This window comes from Actinacidiphila yanglinensis (assembly GCF_900107965.1).
Classification (GTDB): Bacteria; Actinomycetota; Actinomycetes; order Streptomycetales; family Streptomycetaceae; genus Actinacidiphila; species Actinacidiphila yanglinensis.
In genome coordinates, this window is record NZ_FNVU01000034.1 from 1 (window position 1) to 25,514 (window position 25,514).

General features: G+C 69.8%; 24 protein-coding genes and 2 pseudogenes. 7 read left to right on the forward strand and 19 right to left on the reverse strand.

What is annotated here, in order from left to right; all coding sequences use genetic code 11:
- The 3 genes and pseudogenes from C4U44_RS39980 to C4U44_RS39990 form a co-directional block, all read right to left on the reverse strand.
- A pseudogene (locus tag C4U44_RS39980) lies at positions 1–248 on the reverse strand (SRPBCC family protein); the annotation flags it as partial.
- A gap of 6 nt (positions 249–254) precedes the next feature.
- Entirely contained in the window at positions 255–875 is a 621-nt protein-coding gene (locus C4U44_RS39985; RefSeq protein ID WP_103891051.1) for a hypothetical protein, read from the reverse strand.
- Between the two features lie 511 nt (positions 876–1,386).
- Positions 1,387–2,049: a GAF and ANTAR domain-containing protein gene (locus C4U44_RS39990; RefSeq protein WP_103891101.1), complete on the reverse strand. Its 663-nt coding sequence runs from the start codon at positions 2,047–2,049 to the stop codon at positions 1,387–1,389.
- Between the two features lie 212 nt (positions 2,050–2,261).
- On the opposite strand from C4U44_RS39990, the gene C4U44_RS39995 reads away from it, so the two are divergent.
- The gene (locus C4U44_RS39995; protein ID WP_103891102.1) at positions 2,262–2,573 is read left to right on the forward strand and encodes an NIPSNAP family protein; all 312 of its coding nucleotides are present in this window, start codon (positions 2,262–2,264) and stop codon (positions 2,571–2,573) included.
- 407 nt (positions 2,574–2,980) lie between these two features.
- On the opposite strand, the pseudogene C4U44_RS40005 reads toward C4U44_RS39995, so the two are convergent.
- Positions 2,981–3,455: pseudogene (locus C4U44_RS40005) on the reverse strand (transposase); the annotation flags it as partial.
- A 225-nt stretch (positions 3,456–3,680) separates the two neighbouring features.
- Between C4U44_RS40005 and C4U44_RS40010 the strand changes: the two are divergent.
- A complete protein-coding gene (locus C4U44_RS40010) occupies positions 3,681–3,854 on the forward strand; it encodes a hypothetical protein (protein WP_200823575.1) in 174 nt (57 codons plus the stop codon).
- An 85-nt stretch (positions 3,855–3,939) separates the two neighbouring features.
- Complete coding sequence (locus C4U44_RS40015; RefSeq protein WP_103891052.1) at positions 3,940–4,449, forward strand: hypothetical protein; 510 nt, start codon at positions 3,940–3,942, stop codon at positions 4,447–4,449.
- A gap of 125 nt (positions 4,450–4,574) precedes the next feature.
- Here the strand turns inward: C4U44_RS40015 and C4U44_RS40020 are convergent, their stop codons facing one another.
- From C4U44_RS40020 to C4U44_RS42200, 3 genes are all read right to left on the reverse strand, one after another.
- Complete coding sequence (locus C4U44_RS40020; RefSeq protein WP_103891053.1) at positions 4,575–5,675, reverse strand: carboxylate-amine ligase; 1,101 nt, start codon at positions 5,673–5,675, stop codon at positions 4,575–4,577.
- Between the two features lie 212 nt (positions 5,676–5,887).
- Positions 5,888–6,865, reverse strand: coding sequence for a YihY/virulence factor BrkB family protein (locus tag C4U44_RS40025; protein ID WP_103891054.1), 978 nt, complete (start codon positions 6,863–6,865; stop codon positions 5,888–5,890).
- Positions 6,866–7,145: 280 nt separating this feature from the next.
- Positions 7,146–7,298, reverse strand: coding sequence for a hypothetical protein (locus C4U44_RS42200; protein ID WP_200823576.1), 153 nt, complete (start codon positions 7,296–7,298; stop codon positions 7,146–7,148).
- A gap of 290 nt (positions 7,299–7,588) precedes the next feature.
- Here C4U44_RS42200 and C4U44_RS40030 point away from each other — a divergent pair, with 290 nt between their 5' ends.
- The gene (locus tag C4U44_RS40030) at positions 7,589–8,464 is read left to right on the forward strand and encodes an alpha/beta fold hydrolase (RefSeq protein ID WP_103891055.1); all 876 of its coding nucleotides are present in this window, start codon (positions 7,589–7,591) and stop codon (positions 8,462–8,464) included.
- A gap of 236 nt (positions 8,465–8,700) precedes the next feature.
- Here the strand turns inward: C4U44_RS40030 and C4U44_RS40035 are convergent, their stop codons facing one another.
- Positions 8,701–10,167, reverse strand: coding sequence for an aminotransferase class I/II-fold pyridoxal phosphate-dependent enzyme (locus tag C4U44_RS40035; protein ID WP_103891103.1), 1,467 nt, complete (start codon positions 10,165–10,167; stop codon positions 8,701–8,703).
- Positions 10,168–10,328: 161 nt separating this feature from the next.
- Between C4U44_RS40035 and C4U44_RS40040 the strand changes: the two genes are divergently transcribed.
- Complete coding sequence (locus C4U44_RS40040) at positions 10,329–10,898, forward strand: hemerythrin domain-containing protein (protein WP_103891056.1); 570 nt, start codon at positions 10,329–10,331, stop codon at positions 10,896–10,898.
- Between the two features lie 133 nt (positions 10,899–11,031).
- Here C4U44_RS40040 and C4U44_RS40045 read toward each other — a convergent pair whose 3' ends face one another.
- Positions 11,032–11,481, reverse strand: a complete 450-nt coding sequence (locus C4U44_RS40045) for an SRPBCC family protein (protein WP_103891057.1) — start codon at positions 11,479–11,481, stop codon at positions 11,032–11,034.
- A gap of 464 nt (positions 11,482–11,945) precedes the next feature.
- Here C4U44_RS40045 and C4U44_RS40050 point away from each other — a divergent pair, with 464 nt between their 5' ends.
- Positions 11,946–12,911: an LLM class F420-dependent oxidoreductase gene (locus tag C4U44_RS40050; protein WP_103891104.1), complete on the forward strand. Its 966-nt coding sequence runs from the start codon at positions 11,946–11,948 to the stop codon at positions 12,909–12,911.
- 77 nt (positions 12,912–12,988) lie between these two features.
- On the opposite strand, the gene C4U44_RS40055 is transcribed toward C4U44_RS40050, so the two are convergent.
- The 5 genes from C4U44_RS40055 to C4U44_RS40075 form a co-directional block, all read right to left on the reverse strand.
- Positions 12,989–13,999, reverse strand: a complete 1,011-nt coding sequence (locus tag C4U44_RS40055) for an SDR family oxidoreductase (protein ID WP_103891058.1) — start codon at positions 13,997–13,999, stop codon at positions 12,989–12,991.
- Positions 14,000–14,243: 244 nt separating this feature from the next.
- A complete protein-coding gene (locus C4U44_RS40060) occupies positions 14,244–15,335 on the reverse strand; it encodes an enolase C-terminal domain-like protein (protein WP_103891105.1) in 1,092 nt (363 codons plus the stop codon).
- 119 nt (positions 15,336–15,454) lie between these two features.
- Positions 15,455–17,266 (reverse strand): thiamine pyrophosphate-requiring protein, encoded by a 1,812-nt coding sequence (locus tag C4U44_RS40065; RefSeq protein ID WP_103891059.1) that lies wholly within the window; start codon positions 17,264–17,266, stop codon positions 15,455–15,457.
- A gap of 65 nt (positions 17,267–17,331) precedes the next feature.
- Positions 17,332–20,424 carry an FAD-binding and (Fe-S)-binding domain-containing protein gene (locus C4U44_RS40070; protein ID WP_103891060.1) on the reverse strand — a complete coding sequence of 1,031 codons (3,093 nt, stop codon included), beginning with the start codon at positions 20,422–20,424 and terminating at the stop codon, positions 17,332–17,334.
- A 65-nt stretch (positions 20,425–20,489) separates the two neighbouring features.
- Positions 20,490–20,813, reverse strand: coding sequence for a plasmid stabilization protein (locus C4U44_RS40075; protein WP_103891061.1), 324 nt, complete (start codon positions 20,811–20,813; stop codon positions 20,490–20,492).
- 451 nt (positions 20,814–21,264) lie between these two features.
- Between C4U44_RS40075 and C4U44_RS40080 the strand changes: the two genes are divergently transcribed.
- Positions 21,265–22,665 (forward strand): serine/threonine-protein kinase, encoded by a 1,401-nt coding sequence (locus C4U44_RS40080; protein WP_235032709.1) that lies wholly within the window; start codon positions 21,265–21,267, stop codon positions 22,663–22,665.
- Positions 22,666–22,800: 135 nt separating this feature from the next.
- Here C4U44_RS40080 and C4U44_RS40085 read toward each other — a convergent pair whose 3' ends face one another.
- From C4U44_RS40085 to C4U44_RS40105, 5 genes are read right to left on the reverse strand one after another with little or no spacing between them, the layout of a single operon-like run.
- On the reverse strand, positions 22,801–23,085 hold the full coding sequence (locus tag C4U44_RS40085; RefSeq protein ID WP_103891062.1) for a gas vesicle protein K: 285 nt from the start codon (positions 23,083–23,085) through the stop codon (positions 22,801–22,803).
- Positions 23,082–23,312, reverse strand: a complete 231-nt coding sequence (locus C4U44_RS40090; protein ID WP_103891063.1) for a gas vesicle protein — start codon at positions 23,310–23,312, stop codon at positions 23,082–23,084. Before C4U44_RS40090 ends, C4U44_RS40085 begins: the two co-directional genes overlap by 4 nt.
- Positions 23,309–24,160, reverse strand: a complete 852-nt coding sequence (locus tag C4U44_RS40095; RefSeq protein WP_322973741.1) for a GvpL/GvpF family gas vesicle protein — start codon at positions 24,158–24,160, stop codon at positions 23,309–23,311. The genes C4U44_RS40090 and C4U44_RS40095 overlap by 4 nt, the downstream gene beginning before the upstream one ends.
- Positions 24,157–24,516 carry a gas vesicle protein gene (locus tag C4U44_RS40100; protein ID WP_103891064.1) on the reverse strand — a complete coding sequence of 120 codons (360 nt, stop codon included), beginning with the start codon at positions 24,514–24,516 and terminating at the stop codon, positions 24,157–24,159. The genes C4U44_RS40095 and C4U44_RS40100 overlap by 4 nt, the downstream gene beginning before the upstream one ends.
- Complete coding sequence (locus C4U44_RS40105; RefSeq protein WP_103891065.1) at positions 24,513–25,511, reverse strand: SRPBCC family protein; 999 nt, start codon at positions 25,509–25,511, stop codon at positions 24,513–24,515. Before C4U44_RS40105 ends, C4U44_RS40100 begins: the two co-directional genes overlap by 4 nt.
- Positions 25,512–25,514 lie beyond the last annotated feature (3 nt).

Here is a 25,514-nt window from a genome sequence, read left to right on the forward strand (position 1 = left end):
ATGTCCTCGCCCTTCTCGGCGGCGATCGCCTTGGCCGGCGACTCACCGTGCAGGACCCGCTTGCCGACCTTCGGGACGGTCCCGCTGTCCTCATCCACGTCCACGAGCTTGTCGGCCGCCTCGGTCAGCCGGCTCCCGGCCTTGCGGGCCGCGTGTTTGGCACGAGCACTGAGGTACTGGCCCACCTCGTGCTTGAGCAGGGCCATCGGGCTGGGCTCGGTTTCCTTCGTCTTCTGGTCGGTCGCCATCGACGATCACCTCTCCCGCCGGGTGCGCGGGGCTGCTTTCTGGGTGGACTGGTTCTTCCTCGCCGTCGTCTTACGGGCCGGAGCGGCCTTCTTCCCCGCTGGCGCCTTGGTCGCGGTCGGCTTCTTGGCCGCGGCCTTGACCGCTTTCTTCGCAGGGCGTTTACCGGAGGCGGCCTTCTTCGCCGTCCTCTTCGGTGCGGCCGGCGCGGAACTGCCCCGAGCTGTGTCCTCGGAGCCTGCTCCCTCGCCAATGTCGCTGCCCTTGGCCGGCTCAGGCGCCGGTTCCCCCTCGGGCTCCGCAACCTCGTCGCCTGCGTCCGCGTCGTTCAGGCCGAGCGTGCGCTCATGCAGCGCGTCCGTGAGCGCGGTGATACCGCGGTTCGCCACCGAAGCGGCAGCGCCGCGGGCCGCCGTGCCGACGCGACCCCGGGTTCCGCCATGCCCGGTCCGCGAGGAGTCGGGACTCGCCCCGCCCTCACCGTCGCCGTCTCCGGACGCGCCCGGCCGCAACCCCCTGCCGGCCAGCAGGGCGGCGGCGACGAGCGCCATCTGCCCCTTCTTGCCGCGGCCGAGCAGATAGCCACCGGCCACGGCCGCAGCAAGGCCGAGGTTCCTGGGTTCATCCATCACCCTTCACCTCTCGCGGTCGGTGAGCGGTTCGAACGAGGCCGGAGACTGCGAAATCCCGAGGGCCTCGCTCAATCCAGTCGGCCCCGCGGTCGGGGCAGCCTTCTTGCGGCCCTCGGTAGTTCCAGTCTCATCTGTCCCAGCGGTTTCGCATCCGGGGGACGCTTCCAGCGCCGGGCGAACTACCCGCCGCCATGGATAACAAGGCAGGAAGTTCGATTTGCCATGGATTCGCCAAGAATCGTGTCGGCATAGCGGAGGATGCGCCCGCCCCTTCCGATAGGTGCGGCTGCGACCGGCATGTGCGCACGGCAGACACGAACCGTTCGGTCTCGGTGACCGTGCTGTCCTCGGCCACAATCTGCACGGGGCCCTCGATCAGCCAGCTCATGAGTTGTGGGTCGGGGCGGGTTGGGGACTTGATGGGCAGGCTGGGGGTGTTCCGATGGGGGCTGACCTGGCCTGAGACTTCCCCGGTTCAGACCATAAGCCGAGGAGCCGCAGGGTCTGGTCAGGGAAGGCTGCCGTTTTCGCAGATCCGGCGGGCTACGTCCCGGAGTTTGCTATTGGTCTCCTGCGAGTAGCGGCGCAGAACGTCGAAGGCCTGGTCTTCGGTGAGTTGGTTGCGGCCCATGAGGATGCCCATTGCTTCGCCGATGACGTGGCGGGTGGCGAGGGCGGATTCCATCTGCGCTTGGGTACGGGCGGCGGAAAAGGCGACCGCGGCGTGGGAGGCGAGCAGCAGGCCGGCTGTCTCGCTGTCCTGGGTGAAGGCGCGGGGGGTGTGGGAGTAGAGGTTGAGCGCGCCAAGGTCCTCGTCGTCGGTGAACAGCAGGAAGCCCATCATGCTGCCGACCCCCAGCTGGTGGACCTGGGGGGCGTAGGCGGGCCAGCGGTGCTGTTCGGCGGTGAGGTCGTGGATGCGGAAGACCCGCTCGCCGTGCTTGCTGCGGGCGGCGTCGAAACACGGCCCTTCGGCCAGCTTCTCCTGGAGCCGGTCGCTGGCGATGGCGACCTGGTCGGTGGGGGCGAGGGTTTCGACCTTCTTGCCGTGCAGCACGAGGATGGCGGCAGCGTCGCAGCCATCCACCAGTTCGGTGGCCGATGCGGTGATCCGCTCCAACGTGGTGTCGACGGAGTCCTGTGCCAACAGGTCCCGAGCCATCGACGCCATCTGCTCTCCGAACCGTTCCCAGCCCACGTCGATCTCCCATTTTCATCCCGTCCTGGCCCACGCCTACCCAGACTTTCCCGAGACCTTCTCGTAAGGACCATGCAGAGGGACGCGGGCGAGGGCGAACTCCACGCTCGCCTCAGGGGGGCGGCTTGGCGGCCTGAGAGGTAGGCGGCATTCGAGCCCGAACCCGTATGCAGCATCATGTCGGCATGATCACCATTCATCTGAAGTACGAGATCGACGCCGACAAGCTTGAGGATTTCGAGGAATACGGCCGCCGCTGGGTCGGGCTCGTCAACCGGTTCGGCGGGACGCACCACGGTTACTTCCTGCCGAGTGAAGGCGACAGCGATATCGCCTACGCCCTCTTCTCCTTTCCCAGTCTCGCCGCGTACGAGCAGTACCGCACGGACATCGTGACCGACCCGGAGTGCCAGGATGCCTTCGAACTGGCTCGTCACACCCGCTGCATCAAGCGGTACGAGCGCCGCTTCCTGCGGCCGCTCGACGTCAGGTCCTGACCTGGAGGACGTCTTGGCCGATGCCGAGGGCGAGGGCGTCGAACCAGGCGCCGCCAGTCCTCTGCCGGATCTGCGTCGAGCACACCAATGAGTTGACCGCACGGCGAGACCCCTACGCCGAAACCCACCTCGCGATCGCCCGTCTTGTCTCCGACCGATTCGCCCAGCGCGCCACCCGCCGACACACGAGCACCGAACTCGTTCCTTGTCCGCGACACCGCCCGCAGATCACCCGCCCGCCGAACCGCCAGATCAGCCCACCCGGATCTCCAGTTCCCCCAAGGCCGTCAGCGGCCGGCTCGGACGAGTCGCCCAACGCCGTCCGCCCTGCCAACCAACGTAAGGGCTGTCCCGTAAATGATCTCTGAGTCGCCTTGAGCAGGGGACGACGCCGTCTGAGCGGTGGATCATCCGGCAAGGGCGAGGTTGTGCATCGGCACGATGTCGAGCACGGCGTCATGGACGCCGTCGTCTTTGAGGTGGCAGTCGCGGAGGATCTTCAGTTCTTCATGCGGGCGAAGAGTGCTCGACACGGGCGCGGACCTGTTGTGGGACTTGTTGTGGGCTTGCTTCCAGTCGGGTAGTTCCTCGCCGGGACGGCGGCGGTGAGGCATCACGCGACTGGTGCCCGGATAGCCGCCATCGGCGATCGTCGTGGTCGTGCCGACGGCGGCCTTCGCGCCGGACTCCTCCCAGGCCATGCAGTCGTTGCGCTTGCCGGGCAGAGGTCTGCCGACTACCACGACGAGTCGGTTGTCGGCATCGATTGACGACCTGGTGGTTGGTGGACTAGCGGTAGTTCTTGGACTGCTCGGCGACCTGGTGGTCACAGGTGGGCACCAGGGTGCCGTCCACTATCAGCACGGTGTCCTTCGCGAACCGCAGGCCGCCGCCTGGTCTTCGTTCCGCGAGACCCGATGGCCACGGAGACCGTCCCACTCGGCGCCTCCCGTCCACCGGTGGCTTTATCCGGCCGTATCCTCGATCGGCGGGACTTCGCGGCTAGAGTGCACGCCATGGCAGCTCCCGCTCGACAGCGACTGCGGCGAAGGCACCTTGCTGCCGGTCTGTTGCTGGCCTCTGCCGTCACCCTGCGAAGTACGCGCCATGGACCAGCGGTTCGAGGGCGACCACTACGTCACCCCCGCAGGTGCCCAGGTCGGCCTGAGCGTGCACGGTGACGCCTGCGTCACCGCCTTCGTGCAGAAGGCCGACTACGACGTCCAGGTCAACGGCCCGTATCCGGAGTCGGGCTGCTTCGCGCCGCCCTTCGCCCACTGAGAGGTCTTACACCCCCATGACCGATGTAACGGCCACCGGCCGGCGACCTGGCCGCATCAGGCCCACTTTCCGCAGACGCACAGCCGTGGCCGCGGGGCTGGCGGTCGCCCTCGCGCTGCTCGCGGGCTGCTCGTCCGGCACCGGCAAGGACCGCAACGACGCGGCACCGGTGCGCACGACCTCCCCCGCGGTCGTGACCCCTGACAGCACCACGTCCACGTCCTCCCCCGGCCCGACCGGGACGACATCGGTCTTCCCGACCACCGAATCCGCGCCGGGGGCTGCCGTCCCGCAGGTCCGGGACGCCTTCGCGGTCCTCCAGGCCACCTACAACGACGGTTGCACGGCGCCGGGGAACTGCACGTACTTCCTCAACCGCCTCCTCACGAACCTCGACGACCTCGACCGCTCCATGGCGGCCAGCCCGAAGGGCAGCGGGCACTTCGCGCAGCCCCGGGCGTGGATCCGGCAGATGCAGCACGCGCTCGGCTCGGACGTGTCCGACGTCAACCTCAAGCGCCACCAGGCCCAACTGGTCCGCACCCGCGACGAGATCAACACCTGGATGCAGTCCCACCCCAGCGACTACCGCTGACCTCGCGGGACGGCCGTGCGGGGCGGAATGGGGTCCGCCCTGCCTCCGGCTCCCAAACCGCCCTCCAGCCGCGACGAGCAGAACGTGGAAGCAGTCAACTGCGGCCTGGAGTTACGGGACAACCCTTAGCAAGGCTCCGGTGCGATGAGGCCCAGGAGCTCCTCGGTGCCGCCCTTGACGAGGGCGGCACGCTGTCTCTCGGCGCCTGTTCCCTCGTTGACCAGCCGTTGTACGCCGGCGGTCACCCGGTCGAGGTCACCGAGTTCCTTCAGCGCGGGGGTGATCCGTTCCACCAGCGCCCAGACCACGTCCGCCGCCGGTGCCGGTGTGGCGGTACGGGGCTCGACGAGGTCGGCGGTCAGCCCCCTGCGCGCGGCGTGCCATCCGGCGGCTTCCAGAACGCTGGCCGGCGGGTCCAGGGCACGGGCGCCGCGGCGGCCCTCGCGCAGTGCGGTCACCACGAGTCCCCGGGCGATTCCGGCGATCGTGACGGCGCTGCCGACGTCCACCTGCACGTCGGGCGCGCGAACTTCCAAGGTGGGGTAGTCGTCGGACAGCCGGGCGTGCCAGTAGAGCTGGTGGCGGTCGGCGACCACCCCGGTGGCCAGCAGCGCGGCGACCCGCTCTTCGTAGTGCGAAGCGCCGGAGAAGAACGGCGGCGGGCCGCTGACCGGCCACCGGCCGAAGACGACGGTGCGCCAGCTCGCGAATCCGGTGTCACGGCCCTCCCAGAAGGGGGAGTTGGCACCCAACGCGACCAGGACGGGCAACCACGGCCGCAACCGGCCCAGCGCCGCGGCACCGGCCTCGCGATCCGGTACGGCCACGTGGATGTGCATGCCGCAGATGAGCTGCTCGTCGACCAGCCTGGCCACGTCGGCATGGATCTCGTGGTACCGGCGCTCGCCGGTCACCGGCACCGACACCTGACCGGACACCGGGGCACCACCGGTCGACGCGAGCCGGCAGTCCGCCGCGCGTGCCGCGCCCGCCACGGTCTGCCGGTATCGGGTGAGGTGCGAGCTCACCTCGTCGAGGTCGGAGCAGATCGGAGTGGCGATCTCGATCTGAGCCTGGAGCAGCTCGCTGTCAACCTCTTCTCGCTCCAGGCCGGGCTGCTGGTCAGCCGCTTCCCGCACCTGGCCGACGCGCGGCACCGGTATTCCTGTCTGCCGGTCGAGCAGCAGGAACTCCTCCTCGACGCCGAGCGTCACATCTGCCGTCATGGAAAGCGGGTACCCCACATCACCTCCCCCACGACGGGGGAAGTGCCATGCGCCTCACTCTGTTCGCGCGCTGCTCCGAAGGTTCCCGCCCGCTTACGGGCGCCGCGACTTCCCCGTCCAGGCCGCTCCGACCGCAGGAGCTGCCTTCCTCCTCAGCTGTCATGCAACCCGGCAACCAGGCCCCGAGGAGAGCGTGTTGCCGCCGTGCGTGCTCAGAGCGCGCGGCGGTCGCGGGGTTCGACGTAGGGCTCCTGCCCGGGGGGATGGCCGCCTTCGACGGCCCGCGCGCGTTCGGTCTCCGCGTTGAATTCCAGGCCCACGAGGAGGGCGATGTTCGAGACCCACAGCCAGACGAGGAAGATGATGATCCCGGCGAAGGTGCCGTACGTCTTGTTGTAGCTGCTGAAGTGGGCCACATAGACCGCGAAGGCCGCCGAGGCGACGAGCCAGATCGCGACGCTCAGCAAACTGCCCCGCGTGACCCACCTGAAGCCGTGCCGGACGTTGGGCGCCGCCCAGTGCAGTACGGCGACCACGAGCGCGAACAGCACGAGCATCACCGGCCACTTCGCGAAGTTCCAGACGGTGACCGCGGTGTCGCCGAGACCCAGCACGTTCCCGGTCCTGCGGGCCAGCTTTCCGGTGAACACGATGCCCACCGAGATGGCCGCCAGCATGACGACGATGAACACCGTGATGGCGAAGCGCGTCGGGAGCGCCTTCCAGGCCGGGCGGCCCTCACCGACGGAGTAGACGGCATTGCCCGCCCGCATGAAGGCCGCCACGTAACCCGACGCGGACCACAGGGCGACGACGATGCCGACGATCAGGGCGAGAACGGCTGAGCCCTGGTTGCCCTGTACCTGGTTCACGATGCTCGTCAGGACAGTGCGCACCGGCCCGGGAGCGAGGGTGGCAATGTTGTGCTTCAGCGACCTGACAGCGGAAGGGCCCAGAAAGCCCACGATGGACACCAGCGCCAGCAGTGCGGGGAAGACCGCGAGGACCGCGTAGTACGTGAGGGCCGCGGCCAGGTCGGCCAGATTGTCGGCCTTGTACTCCTTGAGGGTGCGCTTGAGAATGCCGCGCACGGAGCCCTTGGGGAGATCCGACGGCTTCTCGGGTGCCACACCCGCCTCGTGTGCGCCTCCAGGAGCGTCGCCACCCCGCTCCGGGCCGTTGTCCGCCATCGTGCACACCCTCCTGTCAGAGCCGTTCACCGAGGCGCCGCGGATCTCCCCCTCGTCCGCGGGCCACCTGTACGCGTGACCGGTCACACCGGCAGGAAACGGTTCGGATCGAGCTTTCACCCGGATACCCGCGTTCGCCGGATGAGGCAGGGGGACGATCTGCTGCGCTGTTCGACCAGCCTCACCGTCCCCGCGATCGGTATGTCGCACTCGCACGTATGGGCCCCCTGACGAGGTCCTGCCGGGGCCGGGCACCCCGTAGTGCTGGACCCACAGGCGGTCAGCGGCCCACAGCGTTGCGCAACTGCTCCTTGTTCATGGACGAGCGTCCCTCGACGTCCTTCTTCTTCGCCTCTTCGTAGACTCGCTGCTGCGCGCTTTCTTTGATGTGTTCGTACTGGCGTTCCCGCTTGCGGTTCGATCCTGCGGGCATGACGGCGCTCCTTCGTTCGGTGCGTGCGGACGGCTGCTGCGCGTTCCGCAGAGACCGCCGCCTGCCCTTCCTCACCCATCCCACACCCGACATCAGGTCCACGCGACCGTTGCAGTCGAGGGTGCAGATCTCTCCTCCGCTGACTGCTCGACGACCGGCGATGGTCTTCTGACCGCTTCCGTCGCCGGTCGACCGAGGGGAGTGCATGGTCACTGCCGGGGCGGGCAAAGGTGAGGTCGACGCTGCATCGGCCGCAAGGCGCGTGCGCCCGCAGGGGGACGGAGGCCAGGATGTTCGAGGGTTTCGAAGAAACGCACCTTGAAGTGGGTGAGGCATCCGTCTTCGTGCGTTTCGGCGGCAAGGGGCCAGCGGTGGTCCTGCTGCACGGCCACCCCCGCACGTCGGCCACATGGCACCGGGTCGCTCCACAGCTCGTGGAAGCTGGTCACACCGTCGTCTGCCCGGATCTGCGCGGTTACGGCCGCTCCCGAGGGCCGACGTTCACGGCGGACCATGCGGGCTACTCCAAGCGCGCGGTCGCAGGCGACGTAGTAGCCGTGATGCGCCATCTCGGGCATCGTCGATTTGCGCTCGCTGGGCACGATCGTGGGGGCAGCGTGGCGCTGCGCCTCGTGCTCGACCACCCTGAGGCCGTCTCTCGTGTGGCATTCCTTGACTGTCTGCCGCTGACGGAGCATCTGTCCCGGATCACGGTCGACTTCGCCACGCGGTGGTGGCACTGGTTCTTCTTCGCGCAGCCGGAGGTTCCCGAGCGGGTCATTACCGCGGACCCCGACAAGTGGTACCAGGGTGATCGTGACGCGATGGGAGCCGAGAACTACATCGAGTGGCGACGGGCAATCCGAAATCCTGACGTCGTACGGGCGATGCTCGAGGACTACAGAGCCGGCCTGACTGTCGACCGGCAGCACGAAGAGGCCGACCGGGCCGTCGGCGCGCGCGTCACCTGCCCAGCACTGATCCTCTGGTCGCTCCGCGACGACCTGGAGGCGCTCTATGGAGATCCCCTTGCCATCTGGCGTCAATGGGCCACTGACGTGCGTGGATTTGGCATCGACTCCGGACATCATGTTGCTGAACAGGCACCCGACGCCTTGGCATCTGCGCTCATTGACTTCTTCCGTCGGCCATCGGTCGGGCAATGACAGCTGTACACAAGGCGGTTGTGCAGCGGATGCACCGGTCGGCACAGTCAAGCGCGTGGCGGTTGGAGCGGGCGGAACAGTGAGATGGGCTGACCTACCGACCGAACGCGTCGGCGGTAGCGGGGTGATGCCCTGGCGACGGCTGCGGGACCGGATCGAGGCCGGGCGGACCTGCCGGTCGCTGTAGACCGCAGGCGCACACCTTGCGGTGCCGCACACCAACCCCCGTCCTCGGCTCAGTCCTCGATCGCGACGCGGATGGTCTTCACCTCGGGATCGGCCGCGTCGGGGACGACCATCCCGGCCGCCACCCCGGTACGCAGGTAGTCGACCACGTCGCCGTTCAGCCGCTCACCGGGAAGGGCCGCGGGGATCCCGGGCGGGTAGGGAGTCAGCATCTCGGCGGCGATCCGCCCGACGGCGCGTTCGCAGGACACGCTCTCGATGGGTCCGAAGAAAGCGTCCCGGGGAAGCATCGCCTGCTCCAACTGCAGTTCCCCAGGCGAGGGAACGTGTACCTCTCGTGTGGCCTGAAGGCCGCCGGCCTGGCGGCTCAGGTCGCGCAGGCCCTTCAGCAACCGGTCGGCCGTCCCGTCGTCGTCGGCGTAGGTGAACTGCGCGCTGACGCGGCGGTGGTCGCACAGGTGGAGGTTGATCCGGTGGTGCTCACGCATCCAGTCCGCGGCCTGGTAGCCGGTCACGCCCAGCTCGGACACGTCCACGAAGACCTGCAAGGGGTCCATGTCGTAGGCGCGCCCCGGACCGCAGAAGTCGGCTCGGCCGTGAACGTGGAGGCCGGCGACCTCCGCGAGACTCGCACGGACCCGGTCGACCAACGCCAGTGCACGGGTGAGGAGTTCCTCGCCCTGCTCGACCATCTGGCGGCGCCAGGCATCCAGTCCTGCGTAGAGCAGCACCGAGGGGCTGGTGGTTCCGAGCAGGTCCGCCCGCGCCGCCAGCGCATCGGCACTGACGCGGCTGCCTTGGAGGTGGAAGACGGAGCCCTGTTCCAGGCCGGAGCCCATCTTGTGCACGGAGGTGACGCAGACGTCGGCGCCGGCGTCCATGGCCCAGGTCGGCAGCTTCGGATGGAAGGGCAGGTGCGCGCCCCATGCCTCATCGACAACGAGGGGCCGGTCCCGACGGTGGCAGAGCTCCGCGATCGCCGCCAGGTCAACGGTCGTCCCGTAGGGTGTCGGGCTCGTCACCAGGGCGCCACGGGCGCCGGGATGCTCCTCGAAGGCGGCCTCGAAGGACTCCGGTGCCGGCGGGTGCGCGAGGTGCAGCTGGGGGTCCCACTGCGGTTGCACCCACACCGGACGGATACCGGCCAGAATCAGACCGGAGACGACTGATTTGTGCGCGTCCCGGCTGAGCAGCAGTTCCTCGTGGGGCCCGGCTGCGGCCAGCATCGCGGCCTTCACCGACAGGGAACTTCCACAGGTGGAGAAGAAGGTGTGGTCGGCGTGGACGGCGTCGGCCATCAGGGCCTCGGCCCGCTTCAGGACCCCCTTCGAGGAGGTCCGGTCGTCCAGCCCGGCCACAGCGAGCACGTCGGAACGGAAGATCCCCTCACCCACGGCCTCGACCACCCGCGGATCGGCTCCCCGCCCCTGCTTGTGCCCCGGCGGCGTGAAGGGCAACTGATCTTCTTCGTGGTAGGCCGCCAACGCCGCCAGCACCGGTGCTTCCGAATGGTCCATGCCGACTCTGTTGCCCCGCACCGCACAGTCACATGCTGTTCCTCGTCCGGTTGGCCCCACATGCGCCCGGGCGCAGGAGGACTGACGCGGCGTTTGAGGCCCCCGGGTCCGGACAGCCGACCGGGCAACGAATCCGCTACCAGTCCTCGAAGGAGCCGGTCATGAATTCGCCAACCGACATGGGTACGTCGACACCGCTGCCCGAAGGAGACGTGGTGGCGCTACTGCTCGAACAGCACACCCGTATCCGCGAACTGTTCAGCCGCGTGTCCGCCGCACAGGGCGACAACAAGAAAGAGGCCTTCGACGCACTGCGCGCGCTGCTGGCGGTCCACGAGGCGGGTGAGGAACTGGTCGTCCGTCCCGCGGCCAAGAAGGCCGCCGGAGCTCGGGAGGCCGACGCCCGGAACGCGGAGGAGAAGGAAGCCAGCGAGGTCCTCAGGAAACTTGAGGGCATGGATGTCTCCAGCCCCGAGTTCGACGCGACCCTCGCGGAGTTCGAGCAGGCTGTGGACGATCACGCCACCCACGAGGAGCGGGAGGAGTTCCCTGCGCTGATCTCGGAGTGCAGCACCGACGAGCGTCAGAAGATGGGCGCACGCCTGCGCCGGGCCGAACACCTCGCTCCGACCCACCCGCATCCCTCAGCAGCAGGCAACCCGACCATGCTGGCACTCGCCGGGCCCTTCGCCGCCATGATGGACAAGGCCAAGGACGCCATCGGCCGCTGACCGAACTGAGGAAGTCGCGCGGTGGGCTGTCCGGAACTCCCCTTCCGGACAGCCCACACGTCGCTCCGCACGACATGCCGGGCGGGCTCACGCCGTCGGGTTCGGAAGTCTGCGGCCGACGACGGGAGGAGGATCAGACCTGCCCGCGCCAGGCACCGCTCTCGCTGCCACGGGATTCGATGAAGGTCTTGAACCGGCGGAGGTCGCCGCTGGCCTGCCGACGTATGAAGCCGAGCTTGTCACCGACGGAATCCGCGATGCCGACCGGGTCGTGGTCGAGTTGCAGCATGACCTTCGTCCGGTGGTCGCCCAGCCGGTGGAAGGTGACCACTCCGGCCTGCCGCACCTGACCGTCGATGGTGGTCCAGGCCACTCGCTCGTCGGGTATCTGCTCGGTGACCTCGGCCTCGAACTCGCGGGTCACCCCGTGCACCGACGTGGTCCAGTGGGTCAGCGTCTCCGTACGTTGCTCGATGCGCTCCACACCGTCCATGAACTGCGGGAACTCCTCGAACTGCGTCCACTGGTTGTAGGCGGTGTTCACGGGCACGTCGACCTCGACGGACTCTTCGATCTTCGACATTCCTGTGTCCTCACTCAGTTGGGAGTCGTTCAGGTAACGTCGGCTGCCCGTCGGAACGTCACATATGCGCTGCGGACCGTGCTGTCTCCGCCTGGCCCCCATACGACGTCCATGACCGGCGTCTACCCGCTGCGCCACCTCGAACCTCGGCCACGCCATGCCGCACGGCCGCCGGCATCAACGGCCCCCTCCCGCAGAGGTCCCCCGCCGGTGTGGCGACGCTCCGCCGCGCCAGCCCCGAACGGACCCTTCAGCGGCCGGCCCCACCCGCGGTCGAGCCGCATGACCCGGCACGTGGCGGGCACCCGTGATACTGCCGACGAGGGATCTTCCCGGCCACCCGGTCGAGCGACCCGCGAGTCCACCGGTCCCGGGCCGCCGCGCCGTGGACGATGCGCGTACCGGGTCGGCCGAGGCTCGAGGCACTCCGCGCAGGGCGAGACCGAACCGGGAAGATGATCACCATGGTACGCATCGGGTACACGATGATGACCGAGCAGGCAGGACCGCGTGACCTGGTCGAACACCTGGTGGGTGCGGAGCGCGCCGGCTTCGATTTCTCCGTGACGTCCGACCATTTCTCCCCCTGGCTCGACGCGCAGGGGCACGCGCCGTACGCATGGAGCGTCCTCGGCGCGGCGGCAAACGCCACGCGAAGCATTCCGCTGATGTCGTACGTGACGTGCCCGACTTTCCGTTACCACCCGGCGGTCATCGCGCAGAAGGCGGCGACCCTGCAACTGCTGTCCGAGGGCAGGTTCCGGCTGGGTCTCGGTTCCGGAGAGAATCTCAACGAGCACGTCGTGGGCCCCTGGCCGACCGCTGCGGTCCGCCTGGAGAAACTGGAAGAAGCCGTGGGCATCATCAAGGCGCTGCTGGCGGGAGAAGAACTCGACCACGCAGGGCGCCACTTCGATGTACGCGGTGCCAAGTTGTGGGACCGGCCGGACACCCCGCCGCCCCTCGGCGTCGCGGTCTCCGGCGAACGATCCTGCGCGATCGCAGGCCGGCTCGCCGACCTCGTCATCGCCACCGAACCCGACCGTCAGCTGCTCGATACGTTCGACCAGCACGGCGGAGCCGGCAAGCCGCGGGTCGGCCAGATCCCCGTCTGCTACGACACCGACCGCGAGGCAGCGGTGGACAGGGCCCACGACCAGTTCCGCTGGTTCGGCAGTGGCTGGAAGGTCAACGCGGAAATTCCCACTACGGACGGCTTCGCGGGGGCCACCCAGTTCGTCCGGCCCGAGGACGTCGCCCGCTCGATCCCCTGCGGCAGCGACCCCGAACCGTTCGTGGAAGCCGTGCGCTCCTACGCCGACGCGGGCTTCGACGAGATCGCTCTGATCCAGATCGGTGGGGAGCACCAGGAGCCGTTCCTCCGGTGGTCCGAGAAGTCGCTGCTGCCGGCGCTGCGCGACGCTCTGTAGGAGGAGGAACCCTGGCTCCCCGTCGGCCGAGCGGCCCGCTCGCGGAGGGGGTTCAGGTCCCCTTTGGCGGCGTGCCCTCAGCGGCGAGCGATCCGGGTCGCTCCCGCCACGGCGACAGCGGCAAGCGCGGCCGACGTCCCGGCCACGAGGGCGTGCCGCGAGAGCCACGCCTGGGCGGATCGCGGGTGTGACCGAGTGTCGAAGGCACCGTTCGCGCCGAAGTCCCGGGCGGCGGGCCCGTCGCCGTCGAGTGGCTGGTACAGGTTGTCGGGGCGATCCGCGGCGACGCTCTGCCCGGTCAGCTGCGAGTCGTAGCCGGTCCGGGCCAGGTAGCGGTCGAGCAGGCCTGCCGCGACCTTGTTGCCGAGGATCGTGCCGACGGTCGAGGCTCCGACGTAGTACTGCTTGCGCCGGGGATGGTCGGCGGCGTAGACCACGGCCCTGGCCGCGACCTCGGGCTGGTAGATCGGCGGGACGGGTTGAGGATGCCTCGGCAGCCGGGAGAGCACCCACGAGAACTGGGGCGTGTTGACCGCCGGCATCTGGACCACGGTGACGCGTACCCCGCTCTTCTGGTGCATCAGCTCGGTGCGGACCGACGAGGTGAACCCGTTCACCGCGTGCTTGGCGCCGCAGTAGGCGCTCTGCAAGGGGATCGACCGCTCCCCCAGCGCGGAGCCGACCTGCACGATCACGCCGCTGTCGCGAGGCAGCATCAGCGCCAGTGCCTGCCGGGTCCCGTTGACGTATCCGAGGTAACTCACCTCGGTGACGCGCTGGAACTCCTCGGGCCGAATCTCGGTGAAGGGCGCGAACACGGAGGTGAACGCGACGTTGACCCAGACATCGATCGGGCCGAAGTGCTCCTCGGCCTCCGTCGCGGCATCGCTTACGGCATGGTGGTCCGCCACGTCCACGGGTATCGCCACCGCTTGGCCGCCGAGTTCCCGGACTTCCTGCGCCGCCGCTTCCAAGCCGGTGCGGCCGCGCGCGAGCAGGCAGACCCGGTCCCCTCTGCGGGCGAACCCCCGCGCCACGGCCCGCCCTATCCCGCCGCTCGCTCCGGTGATCACCACTGTCCGCGCCATGGGTCCGCTGCCTTTCGTCTCCGGCGGTGCCGGCCGGTCCGGTGGGGCCGACGACTCGGGCATCGCTGATCCGGTCCGATCGCGCTCCCCGGGAATCCGGGTCGGCGAGCGCTCTCTCCTCCTCCGGCTACCCGGAACACGGTGCCGCGATCTCCCGTTGTGCGATCTCGGGCTCCCCGGATGCGCTCCGTCGGCTGGTCAATTGGGCTGGGCCGGGGCGTCCTGACGCGGCAGCATGTCGGGCTCAGCTTTCCCGGTAGGGTTCGGCGGTCTTCTCGCGGAGGGCGAGGCCGTGGCCGGGGGCGCCGTCGGCGCCGGGACGGATGCTTCCGCCGGCCGGGTCGAGGGTTCCGGTGAACAGTTGGTTCTCGATGCGGACGTGGTCGTGGAACCACTCCAGGTGGCGCAGGTTCGGGACGGCTGCGGCGGCGTGGGCGTGCAGGTGCGGGGCGCAGTGGCCGGAGATCTGGAGGCCGTGTGCTTCGGCGAGGGCGGCGACGCGCAGCCAGACGGTGATGCCTCCGCAGCGGGTGACGTCGGCCTGCGGGCAGTCGACGGCGTCCGCCGCCAGCAGGTGGTGGAAGGACAGCAGCGTGTAGCCGTACTCCCCGGCGGTGACGTCGGGTTGTACCGCGGCTCTGACCTGGGCCAGGCCGGTCAGATCGTCGGAGGAGACGGGCTCCTCGAACCAGGTGACGTGCTCGGCGTCGAGGTGGCGTGACATCCGGACCGCCTGCTTGCGCGTGTAGCCGCCGTTGGCGTCGACGTAGAGTTCCGCGGCGTCGCCGATGCTCCGCCGGGCGCGACTGATCCGTTCACGGTCGCGTTCCTCGGCGGCGCCCCATGACTCCCCCACCTTGATCTTGACCCGGGGGATCCCCTGGTCCTCGGTCCAGGAACGCAGTTGGCGGTCCTGGCGCCGCTCGTCGTACGTGGTGAAGCCGCCGCTGCCGTAGACCGGGACGTCCGTGCGGGCGGCGCCCAGCAGCCGGACGAGCGGCAGGCCGAGCAGGCGGGCTTTGAGGTCCCACAGGGCGATGTCCATGGCGGAGATGGCATGTCCGGCGATGCCCGGTCGGGCGGCGTTGCGTACCGCCCGGTTCATCGCCTCGTTGGCCGCCGGTATGTCCCAGACCGGGCGTCCGGTGACGACCTCGGCCAGGTGGTCGCGGACCACCGCGGCGGCGGCCGGCGAGCCGTACGTCCAGCCGAGACCGGCCTGGTCGCCGGCGTACACGCGGACGACGACCAGGGTGGTGGCGTCCCAGGCGAGGGTTCCGTCCGCCTCAGGGGACTTCGTGGGCACGGTGTACACGGTGGTCTCCACCGCCTCCACCTCCGGCCCGTCGGCGGTGCCCGGCTCGGCGACGTCGGACCGACCGCTCGGTACCGACCGGCTGCTCGATCCGGGCCGGCTCGGCGCGGAGCGGCTCTCCCTCGTCCGGCGGCTCACGGTCAGTCCTCGGCGCCGGGCCGGTCGTCGCGGTGCCGATGGCCGGGCAGCATCTCCTGCACCTTCGCCTTGAAGCCCTGCCGGACCATGCCGGCCCGGTCACTGTCGCCGTGCAGCACCGAGGAGGCGGCCGCCTCGATCTGGTCGAGCGAGGCGTGCGGCGGGATCGGCGGCACGGCCGGATCGGTGCGGAAGTCGATGACGAACGGCCGGTCCGCGGCGAGCGCCCGCTGCCAGGCGTCCAGGACCTCGCCGGGCTTCTCGACCCGTACGCCGTCCAGCCCGACGGAGCGGGCGAAGTCCGCGTACGGGACGTCGGGCAGGCTCTGCGAGGGCACGAACTGCGGCGCGCCCTCCATCGCGCGCATCTCCCAGGTGACCTGGTTGAGGTCCTGGTTGTTGAGCACCGCCACGACCAGCCGCGGGTCCTGCCAGTCGCGGAAGTACTTGGCGGCCGTGATCAGCTCCGCCATACCGTTCATCTGCATGGCGCCGTCCCCGACGAGCGCGATGGCCGGCCGGTCGGGGTGGGCGAACTTCGCGCCGATCGCGTAGGGGACGCCCGGGCCCATCGTGGCGAGGGTGCCGGACAGTGAGCCGCGCATCTCCCCGCGCATCCGCAGGTGGCGGGCGTACCAGTTCGCGGAGGAGCCGGAGTCGGCGGAGAGCATCACGTCCTGCGGCAGCAGGTCGTCCAGGGCGTGGACGACGTACTCGGGGTTGATCGGGTCGGCGTCGACCGCGGCCCGCCGCTGCATGACCTCCCACCAACGGGCGGTGTCCTTCTCGACCTTCTTCCGCCATGCGCCGTGCTCCTTCTGCCGCACGCGCGGGAGCAGCGCCCGCAGGGTCGCCTCCGCGTCTCCGACGAGGTTGACCTCGAAGGGGTAGCGCAGCCCGACCATGAACGGGTCGATGTCGATCTGTACCGCGCGTGCCTGCCCGAAGTCCGGGAGGAACTGCGTGTACGGGAAGCTGGAACCGACCACCAGCAGCGTGTCGCAGCCCTGCATCAGCTCGTAGGACGGCCGGGTGCCGAGCAGCCCGATCGAACCGGTGACGTAGGGGAGTTCGTCGGACAGCACGTCCTTGCCGAGCAGGGCCTTGGCGACCCCGGCACCGAGCTGGTCGGCCAGCTGCTCGACCTCCGCCCGCGCGTGCCGGGCTCCCTGGCCGACCAGGATCGCCACCTTCTCGCCCGCGTTGAGGACATCGGCGGCCCGCCCGAGCTCTTCCTCGTCGGGGACCGGGACGTACTTGCCCACGCCGAGGCTGGAAGGAACCATCTTGAAGGCGTGCTCGGGCGGCGAGTAGTCCAGTTCCTGCACGTCCGCCGGGATGATCACGGCGGTGACGGTGCGCTTGGCGTACGCGGTGCGCATCGCCCGGTCGAGGACGTTCGGCAGCTGCTCGGGGACGGTGACCATCTCGCAGAAGTCGGCAGCCACGTCCTTGTAGAGGCTGAGCAGGTCGACCTCCTGCTGGTAACTACCGCCCATGGCACTGCGGTTGGTCTGCCCGACGATGGCCACCACCGGCACGTGGTCGAGTTTCGCGTCGTACAGGCCGTTCAGGAGGTGGATGGCGCCAGGGCCGGAGGTCGCCGCGCAGACGCCGACCTTGCCGGAGAACTTGGCGTAGCCGACGGCCTCGAAGGCTGCCATCTCCTCGTGCCGGGCCTGGATGAAGCGCGGTTGGTCGTCGGCGCGCCCCCACGCGGCGAGCAGGCCGTTGATGCCGTCCCCGGCGTAGGCGAAGACGCGTTCGACGTCCCACTCACGCAGGCGCTGCAGTACGTAGTCGGACACCTTCATCGACACGGTGCTTCCTTTCGTTGCGACAATGGTTCGATCGGGGCCCGCCGGCGCGGGACGAGAGGTCAGCCCCGGTTTCTGCGGGCCAACGCGTACACGACGGCGCCGGTCGTGCCCACCGCGGCGGCCGCTGCGGCAGCGGTGAGCAACCGGGCTGCCGCCGGCGAGGGCGCGGTGGGCCGGGCGACGGCCTTCTCCGGCCGGTCGGCGGGCGCGGGACCGTCGAGGGCGGCCGCGAGGGCCTCGGCGAGGTGCAGTGCGCCGCGGCCGGTGCCGCCCTGCTCGATCTGGGTGCGGCAGCTGAAGCCGTCGGCCAGCACCAGGGCATCCGGTGCGGTCTGCCGGACGGCGGGCAGGACACCTGCCTCGCCGATCTGCATGGACAGTTCGTGGTGACCGGCCTCGAAACCGAAGTTGCCGGCCAGGCCGCAGCATCCCTCGTCCAGCACGTCCGCGTCGATGCCCGCCCTGCGCATCAGCTCGCGGTCGGCGTCGAACTTCGTGACGGCGTGCTGGTGGCAGTGGGTCTGCACGGTGGCGGCCCGGGTGAGTTTCGGTGGTTGCCAGCCCTCGGGCGCGCGTTGCAGCAGCAGCTCGGAAAAGGTGAGGAACTGCCCGGCGAGCCGTTTGACGTCCTCGTCATCCGGCATCAGCTCGGGCGCGTCGGCGCGGAAGACCGCAGTGCACGACGGTTCCAGGCCGACGACCGGCGTGCCGGCCTCGATCCAGGGGCGGAGCACGTCAAGGGTCCGGCGCAACACGTGCTGAGCGACGTCGAGTTGCCCGGTGGAGATCCAGGTCAGGCCGCAGCACACGGCCTCGGTCGGCACGGCGATCCTGAACCCGGCGTCCTCCATCACGCGCACCGCGGACCGGGCGACCGAGGGATGGAAGTAGGTGCTGAACGTGTCCGGCCACAGCACCACCGCGCGCGGGTCGCCGGGTTCGGGCTGCGCCGTGCCGCGAGCGCGCCACCACTGGACGAACGACTCGCGGGCGAAGAGGGGTGCGTCCCGATCGGCGACCCCCGCCAGCCGCTTGCCCAGCCGCGAGATGCCCGGGGCGCGCAGCGTGGCGTTGACCAGGCCGGGGGCGATCCGCGAGGCGCGCGCCCACACCGGCAGCCAGCCCAGCGCGTAGTGCGCGGCGGGCCGGAGCCGCCCCTGGTAGTGGTGCGAGAGGAACTCCGCCTTGTAGGTGGCCATGTCGACGCCGACCGGGCAGTCGGACTTGCACCCCTTGCAGGCCAGGCACAGGTCGAGCGCGTCGCGGACCTCGGTCGAGCGCCAGCCGCCGGTGACCGGGGAGTCGCGGTGGCCGCCGATCATCTCGAACAGCAGCCGGGCCCGGCCGCGGGTGGAGTGCTCCTCCTCGCCGGTGGCCCGGTAGGACGGGCACATCACCCCGCCCTCGTGGCTGCGGCAGTTGCCGATGCCGACACAGCGCATGACCGCCTGGTTGAAGGAGTGGTCGTCGTCCGGATAGCCGAAGCGGGCGTCGGAGTCGTCGTGCGGCCGCCAGTCAGGCCCCAGTCGCAGGTGGGAGTCGAGGGCGTTCGGGGCGACGACCTTGCCGGGGTTCATCCGGTCGTCGGGGTCGAACAGCGCTTTGAGCTCGCCGAACGCGGTGACGAGGCGGTCACCGAACATCTTCGGCAGCAGCTCGCCGCGCGCCTGCCCGTCACCGTGCTCCCCCGACAGCGAGCCCCCGTACGACGAGACCAGGTCGGCGGCCTCGTGCAGGAAGGACCGGAAGGCGGCCACGCCCTCGGCCGTGCGCAGGCCGAACGGGATGCGGGTGTGCACGCAGCCCTGCCCGAAGTGGCCGTAGAGCGTGGGGTGGTCGTAGTCGTACGCCGCGAAGAGCTTCTTCAGGTCGCGCAGGTAGTCCCCGAGCCGCTCGGGGGGCACCGCCGAGTCCTCCCATCCCTCCCACGTCTCCCGCCCGTCCGGTGGACGAGCAGTGACGCCAAGCCCCGCCTCCCGGGCCTTGAGCATGCGCTGCTCGCGCTCCGGGTCGTCGGAGAAGGTGACGTCGTCGTCGTGCTCGTGCCGCCCCAGGGCGGCCAGCAGTTCGTGTGCCTGGCGCTCGACGTCGTCCTTGCTGTCGCCGGCGAACTGGACGAACAGCCAGCTCCCACCGGCCGGGAAGGAGCTCAGCGACTCGACGTGGATGTGCTCCTCACGCATGAGCTGCACCATCCGGTCATCGAGCGCCTCCAGTTGCGCGGGGTCACAGTGCTCCAGGACGTTCGGAACGTCGTCCGCCGCGGCGCAGATGTCGGGGTAGCCCAGCACGAGGATCGCCTGGGCAGCCGGCACCGGAACGAGGTCCAGCTCGGCGTGCAGCACCGTCACCAGAGTGCCCTCGCTGCCGACCAGGGCCCGGGCGACGTGGAAGCCGTTCTCCGGCAGCAGGTCGTCCAGGTTGTAGCCGGATACCCGGCGGGGGATCTTCGGGTAGCCCTGCCGGATGTCGGCAAGGTAGGTGTCGGCCAGCGCCCCCATCCCGGAGTACAGCTCGCCGCGGCGTCCCCCCGCCGCGGCGATCTCGTCGTACTCCTGGGGTGAGGTGCGGCCGGTCCACATCCGGGTGCCGTCGTGGGTCAGCACCTCCAAGCGGCGGACGTTGTCCACGGTCTTCCCGTATGCCTGCGCCGAGGCTCCGCAGGAGTTGTTGCCGATCATCCCGCCCAGCGTGCAGTGGCTGTGCGTTGCCGGTTTCGGCCCGAACATCAGGCCGTGCGGGGCCAGTTGCCGGTTCAGCTCGTCCAGCACGATGCCTGGCTCGACCAGGCAGGTCCGCGCTTCGGCGTCGACCGAGACCAGCGCGCCGCAGTACTTCGTCCAGTCGATGACCACCGCGGTGTTGGTGCACTGGCCCCCCAGGCTGGTGCCGCCGCCGCGCGACAGCACGGGCGCATCGAAACGCGCGCAGACCGCGACCGCGGCGGCACCTGCGTCGATCGACCGCGGGACGACCACCCCGAGGGGCACCAGCCGGTAGTTGGAGCCGTCCGTGGCATAGGCTCCGCGGCTGCCGGCGTCGAAGCGCACCTCGCCGTCGACTTCTTGGCGAAGCGCCGCCTCCAGGGCTGTGATGTCGGGCGGCTCGCCGGGCGCCGTGTCCCCGGCCTGGGGTCCTGCGGTGATGGTCATGCGTGCCCTCCCCGGGCGCCCGGCCGCCGTCGCTCCTGACGGAGGAGCGTCGCCGGGTGGTTCGGTCAGTGGCCGAGCGCCTTGCTCAGCTGAGACTTCGTCATGGACGAGCGGCCCTTGATGTTGCGCTGTCGCGCTTCGTTGTAGAGCTGGTCCCTCGTCGGACCACGGGAGTCCGAGTGGGAGCGCTGCCCGCCCCTTTTGGACGAGGACAGGTCCTTGGTCGAGGTGCGGCTGGCGGTCCGTGATTCGCCGGCGCGGGCCCGTTCCTTGTTCACGGTGCGCGCGGCGATTTCCTCCGCCCGCTTCTCGGACTCGCCGCGGTCCTTGGCACTGTCCTTGATGGCCTCGTACTGGCGCTCACGCTTCGCGCTCGATCCTCGGGGCACGGTGTCTCGCCTCTTCTCTTCTTCGGACGGTTCGACCGGTGCCGCTGCCGTACCGGACGCCCGCTCGTAGGTTGAGCGGGTGCCCGCGGCTGGACGATGCACACATGCGGTGCGCGCTTCGGCAGCCCGCGGCCCGCACGGTTCTCTCCCTGCTGCGGCTCGCCTCCGGCCGGTTCCATGGGCCGTGCCGTACGCCGCCTACCTGGAGAGCACGCAGGACGAAGTCCTCGTGGTGCCGGAGCCGGCTCCGACGTTTACCCGGCCCGGGACGGGTATCCGGTGGGAGATCACAGGCCGTACCCCACGGCCTCACGTGCCGCGGATGCGGACGACCGGGGAAAGGGAACAAGGCACCCGACCAGTCCGGTGACAGCAACCCCGCCGAACGGCAGATTCCGGGTCCGGTCTCGGCTGCCGGCCCTCGATGCGCCCAAGGGAGTCCGTCACCGTGATGCTGACCGATCGCTACCAACTGGACGCCATGCTGGGACGCGGTGGAATGGGCGAGGTGTGGCGGGCCTGGGACCTCAGGCTGCGCCGGCCGGTGGCCGTCAAGGTACTCGCCGGATCCTCCCAGACCGCCGAGGACGCGGTCGCACGCCTCCAGCACGAGGCGCGCACCGCCGCCCGCCTCAGCGACCCGCACGCCGTGAGCGTCTACGACGTCGGGACGGCGGACGGATGCTGCTTCCTGGTGATGGAGCTGGTCCCCGGCCGCAGCCTGGCCCAGGAACTACGCGAAGAAGGGCCCCTGGCCCCCGCCCGCGTCGCCGCAATCGCCGCGCAGACCGCCGCAGGACTCGCTGCCGCCCATCAGCGTGGAGTGGTCCACCGGGACATCAAACCGTCCAACCTGCTGCTGGACGAGGACGGTTCGGTGAAGATCGCCGACTTCGGCATCGCCCGCGGCACCTACGAAGAGACCACCGCCGCGGCCACCCGACCCGGCACCGTCCTCGGAACCAGCCTCTACCTGTCCCCCGAGGCGGCCAGCGGCTGGAGCGCCGGAAGCCCCGCCGACATCTACGGCCTCGGCTGCTCGCTCTACGAACTCCTCACCGGAAGACCGCCGTTCACGGGCGAACACCCCATCGCCGTGCTGCGCCAACACGTGGAAGACGACCCCGTACCGCCTCGGCGACTGCGCCCGCAGACCCCGCCGGAGATGGACGCCTACCTGCTGAGAATGCTCGCCAAACAGCCCGAACTGCGCCCTACCGCACAGGACGCGGCCGACTGGTTCGCTGAAGGCCCCTGGCAGGAGAGTGTGCCCACTGCCACAGAGGGGATCCCCGGCGCCGCACCCGCGGCTCACCACCACGCTGCCACAGCGGGCCCCGACACCGGCGCGATCGCCTCGCCTCCTGGCGCAGCCAAGCGCCGCCCGGCCTGGCGCAAGGCCCCTGCCGCCGGAGCACTCACGGCGGCCGCCGCGATCGCCGCGGCCGCGATCGCTCTCGCCTCCCCCCTGGCCGACGGCAACGCGCCGTCCACGCCTTCGCACTCAACGTCGAGTAAGAGTGCCGGCCCCACCGCAGCCCCCGGTGCCACCTCGGCCCCCGCCGCGGCTGCCGCCATGCCCCACCGACCGCGGGCGGGCGCGCCGCACACGGCCGCACCAAAGCGACACGCGAGGCCGGGTGCGCCGGCCTCCCGCGCTGCGACGGCTCCGGCGCACGGCCACCGGTCCACTCCCGCGTCGGCCCCGCCGACCCCGGCGCCCCACAGCACCGCGCCCCGGACCACGCCGACGGCCGGCGCCACGAACCCGACCGCGGACCCGACACCGACGAAACCGACCCCCACCCCGACCGCCACCACGCCACCCGCCGAGGGCGATCAAGGCGCATAACGCCCCATCGCGGTGCGGCTGGACGATGCCGGAGCGGCAACTCAGCACACAGGACCTCAGAAGCGCCGAGCCATCCCCGACCTGTGGGAACTCACTTCCTGAGAGCAGTCACCAGCCCGGCGAATGCGCGCGCCCTCACCACGCGTCTTCGGACAGCAGCGGGCCGAGGGGACCAAGGGAGAGCTGCAGGTCCTCGCGACGCAGACCATGAGCGGCGCAGAGCTCGTTCATGCGGCTGTCGAGCAGCATCAGCGCGGTACCGATCCGCTCCTCCTGGTCGTCGGTGAGATCGCCCTGGTCGATCCGGCGGATCGCCTGGCGTTCCATGAGCTGACGCAGGAGCTCGACCAGGGTGAGGACCAGGGACGCCAGGTCCTGGGCAGCCCGCTGGGGATCAAGGTCGACACGTGCTTCGGTCACAACGGTCCTCCGTCGCTCCAGGGCGCGGGGACCCGCTCGCTGACCGAAGCGAGCAGGGCCCGCAGTGACAACCTCACCAGCGGTACGTCGGCGATCGCGATGACCAGATCCCCGTGGACGACCACACCGGTGGCGAGCACCCGGTCGAGCAGATCGACCAGCGGCACGCCGAGAGGCGCACCGGCATCGGGGCCGATCCAGGGGACGACCCCCGATTCGCCGGTCATACGCCGATCCCTCCCGCGCCAGGCGCAGCGTCCGGGGCCTCTGCGAACGAATACGGCACCCAAGGCCCGGACACTTCCACCTCCGCCTCGCTGGGCGCGTGGCCCAAGGCGCGCATCGCAGCGACGAGTCGTGGCGCCTGGGCATCATCGACGAGGTAGGCGGCGTTGAGCGTCTGGGTGCGGTCCCGGCCGGTGATCTCCGGCCCGTGCGGCCGGCGCTGGACCGAGGCGACCGCGTATCCGGCCGCGACATCGTGCACATGCCGGGCGGCGTTGAGGGCCGCATCCTGCCGTGCACGGCACTGTTGATCGCGGTCGCGCACTCTCTTCAGGTACGCCTGCCCGGATGCCTCCGCCGTCGATGTCGAGCTTGCCGGAGCCTCGCCGCGTCCCTCTCCCCGTTGCCGTAGGTACACCTTGACCGCCCATTCGGTACGGCCGGTGAGGCGGTCCAAGGCCGCGAGGAAGCGTGGACGCTGGTCGTTGAGAGCCGCCTGCGCGCGGTGCGGGTCGGTGAAGAGCGTGGCCAAGGGGAGCGGTACGACCGGGCCGTCCGCTGACGCCGCGGTGACCACCGCGTGATGGGTCCGCGCGGATTCTTCCAACTGCCTCTGGTCGGCGAGCCGGCTGCGCAGGGCGTCCTCGGTGAACTCCGCCGCGGGTACCTCCTGCGTCACGGCCCACAATCCCTCATCGAGCGGGAGCATGCTGAGGGGTCCGCCTCCTGTGTGCCCGGGAACGGCGGCGAGGCTTCCGCGGTCCGGGCAGCGGCGCACTGCAAACACGCAGGTGGCGGCTTCGCCCGGGGGACGCTGTGGAACAGGAGCGGACAGCTGCGCGGTCGTCACGAGTCCTCCTCGGCGCGCCGGCGGGGCGAGCGAGAGGCGCGGGAAGCCTTCCGCTCCAGCGCCTCGACCTTCTCCCTCAGCTCCTTGTTCTCCAGGGCGAGAGAGTGTTCGGCGGCGCGGGACGACAGCGCCGGATCGGTCTCCCACCAGTCGATGCCCGCCTTCTTCGCCGTCTCGACGGAGGAGATGAACAAGCGCAGCCTGATGGTGAGCAGTTCGATGTCCAGCAGGTCGATCTTGATGTCGCCTGCGATGACGATGCCCTTGTCGAGAACACGTTCCAGGATCTCGGCGAGGTTCGTCGTCGACGGGCCCGGGGCGTACGAGGACTCCGGGGAGAACTCCATCTCCGTCATCGACGGCTCCTTCTGTTCCGACTGCCTCGCTGCCTCTTCTCTGCTTGCTCGGGCTCCTGCCCTTCCTCTTCCACTGGTTCCTCTGGCTCCTCTGCCTCTTCGTCGGTCTCCTCGTCCCAGTCCTCGTCCTCCTCGTCTTCCTCGTAGCCGTCCTCGGCGGCCTCGTCGTCCTCCAGCCCCTCCTCGTGGGAGCGCACGACCTCGCCGTCGCGGATCTCGCCGCGCCAGCCTTCGATGTCGTCGTCCGCGTTCAGGGTGATGTGGCGCCCGAAGTGCTTGAGGTCGAGGCGCAACCGCCTGCCCTGGGCCCGCCAGAGGTTGCCGGTCTTCTCGACGAAGCCCGCTGGGGCATATTCCACGTAGACCAGGATGCGAGTCAGGTTCGGGGCGAGTTCATGGAAGCTGACCCCGCCACGGGTGGTGCCCCGGGGACCCTCTGATGTCCACGCGATCCGCTCGTCGGGAACCATCTCCTGGATGCTGGCCTTCCAACTGCGACTGGAAGGACCGACCTTCACGTTCCAGTCGGAGGTCGTCTCGTCCTCCTTGTCGACGCTGCGGACGCCCTTGGTGAAGTCGCTGAAGTCCTCGAACTGCGCCCACTGGTCGTAGGCGGTCCGGACCGGCACACCGACGTCCACACTTTCGACGATGTTGGTGACCTTGATCTTTCCCCCCTTCCCGCCGTCCCCGTCCTCGTTGCCGAGGCCGGGGATCACGTTCTTCACCGCGCCGGTCACCTGGTCCTTGATGTCCTTCGCCTTCTGGGTGAACATCGCTTTTGCGGGGGACTCGCCCTTCAGCACACGGCTGCCGACGGCCAGCAGGCCGCCCTCGCCCTCCGCCACGTCCGTCAGCCGGTCGGTGAGGTCTCCGATCTTGTCGCTCACCTTGCCCATGAGTCGCTGGGTCAGGGAGTCCAGAAAAACGCCGAGTTCCTCACGTAGTTCGTCCAGCCCGGTAGGGCTCGTGGACGACTCGCTCTGCTTGGCCATGGC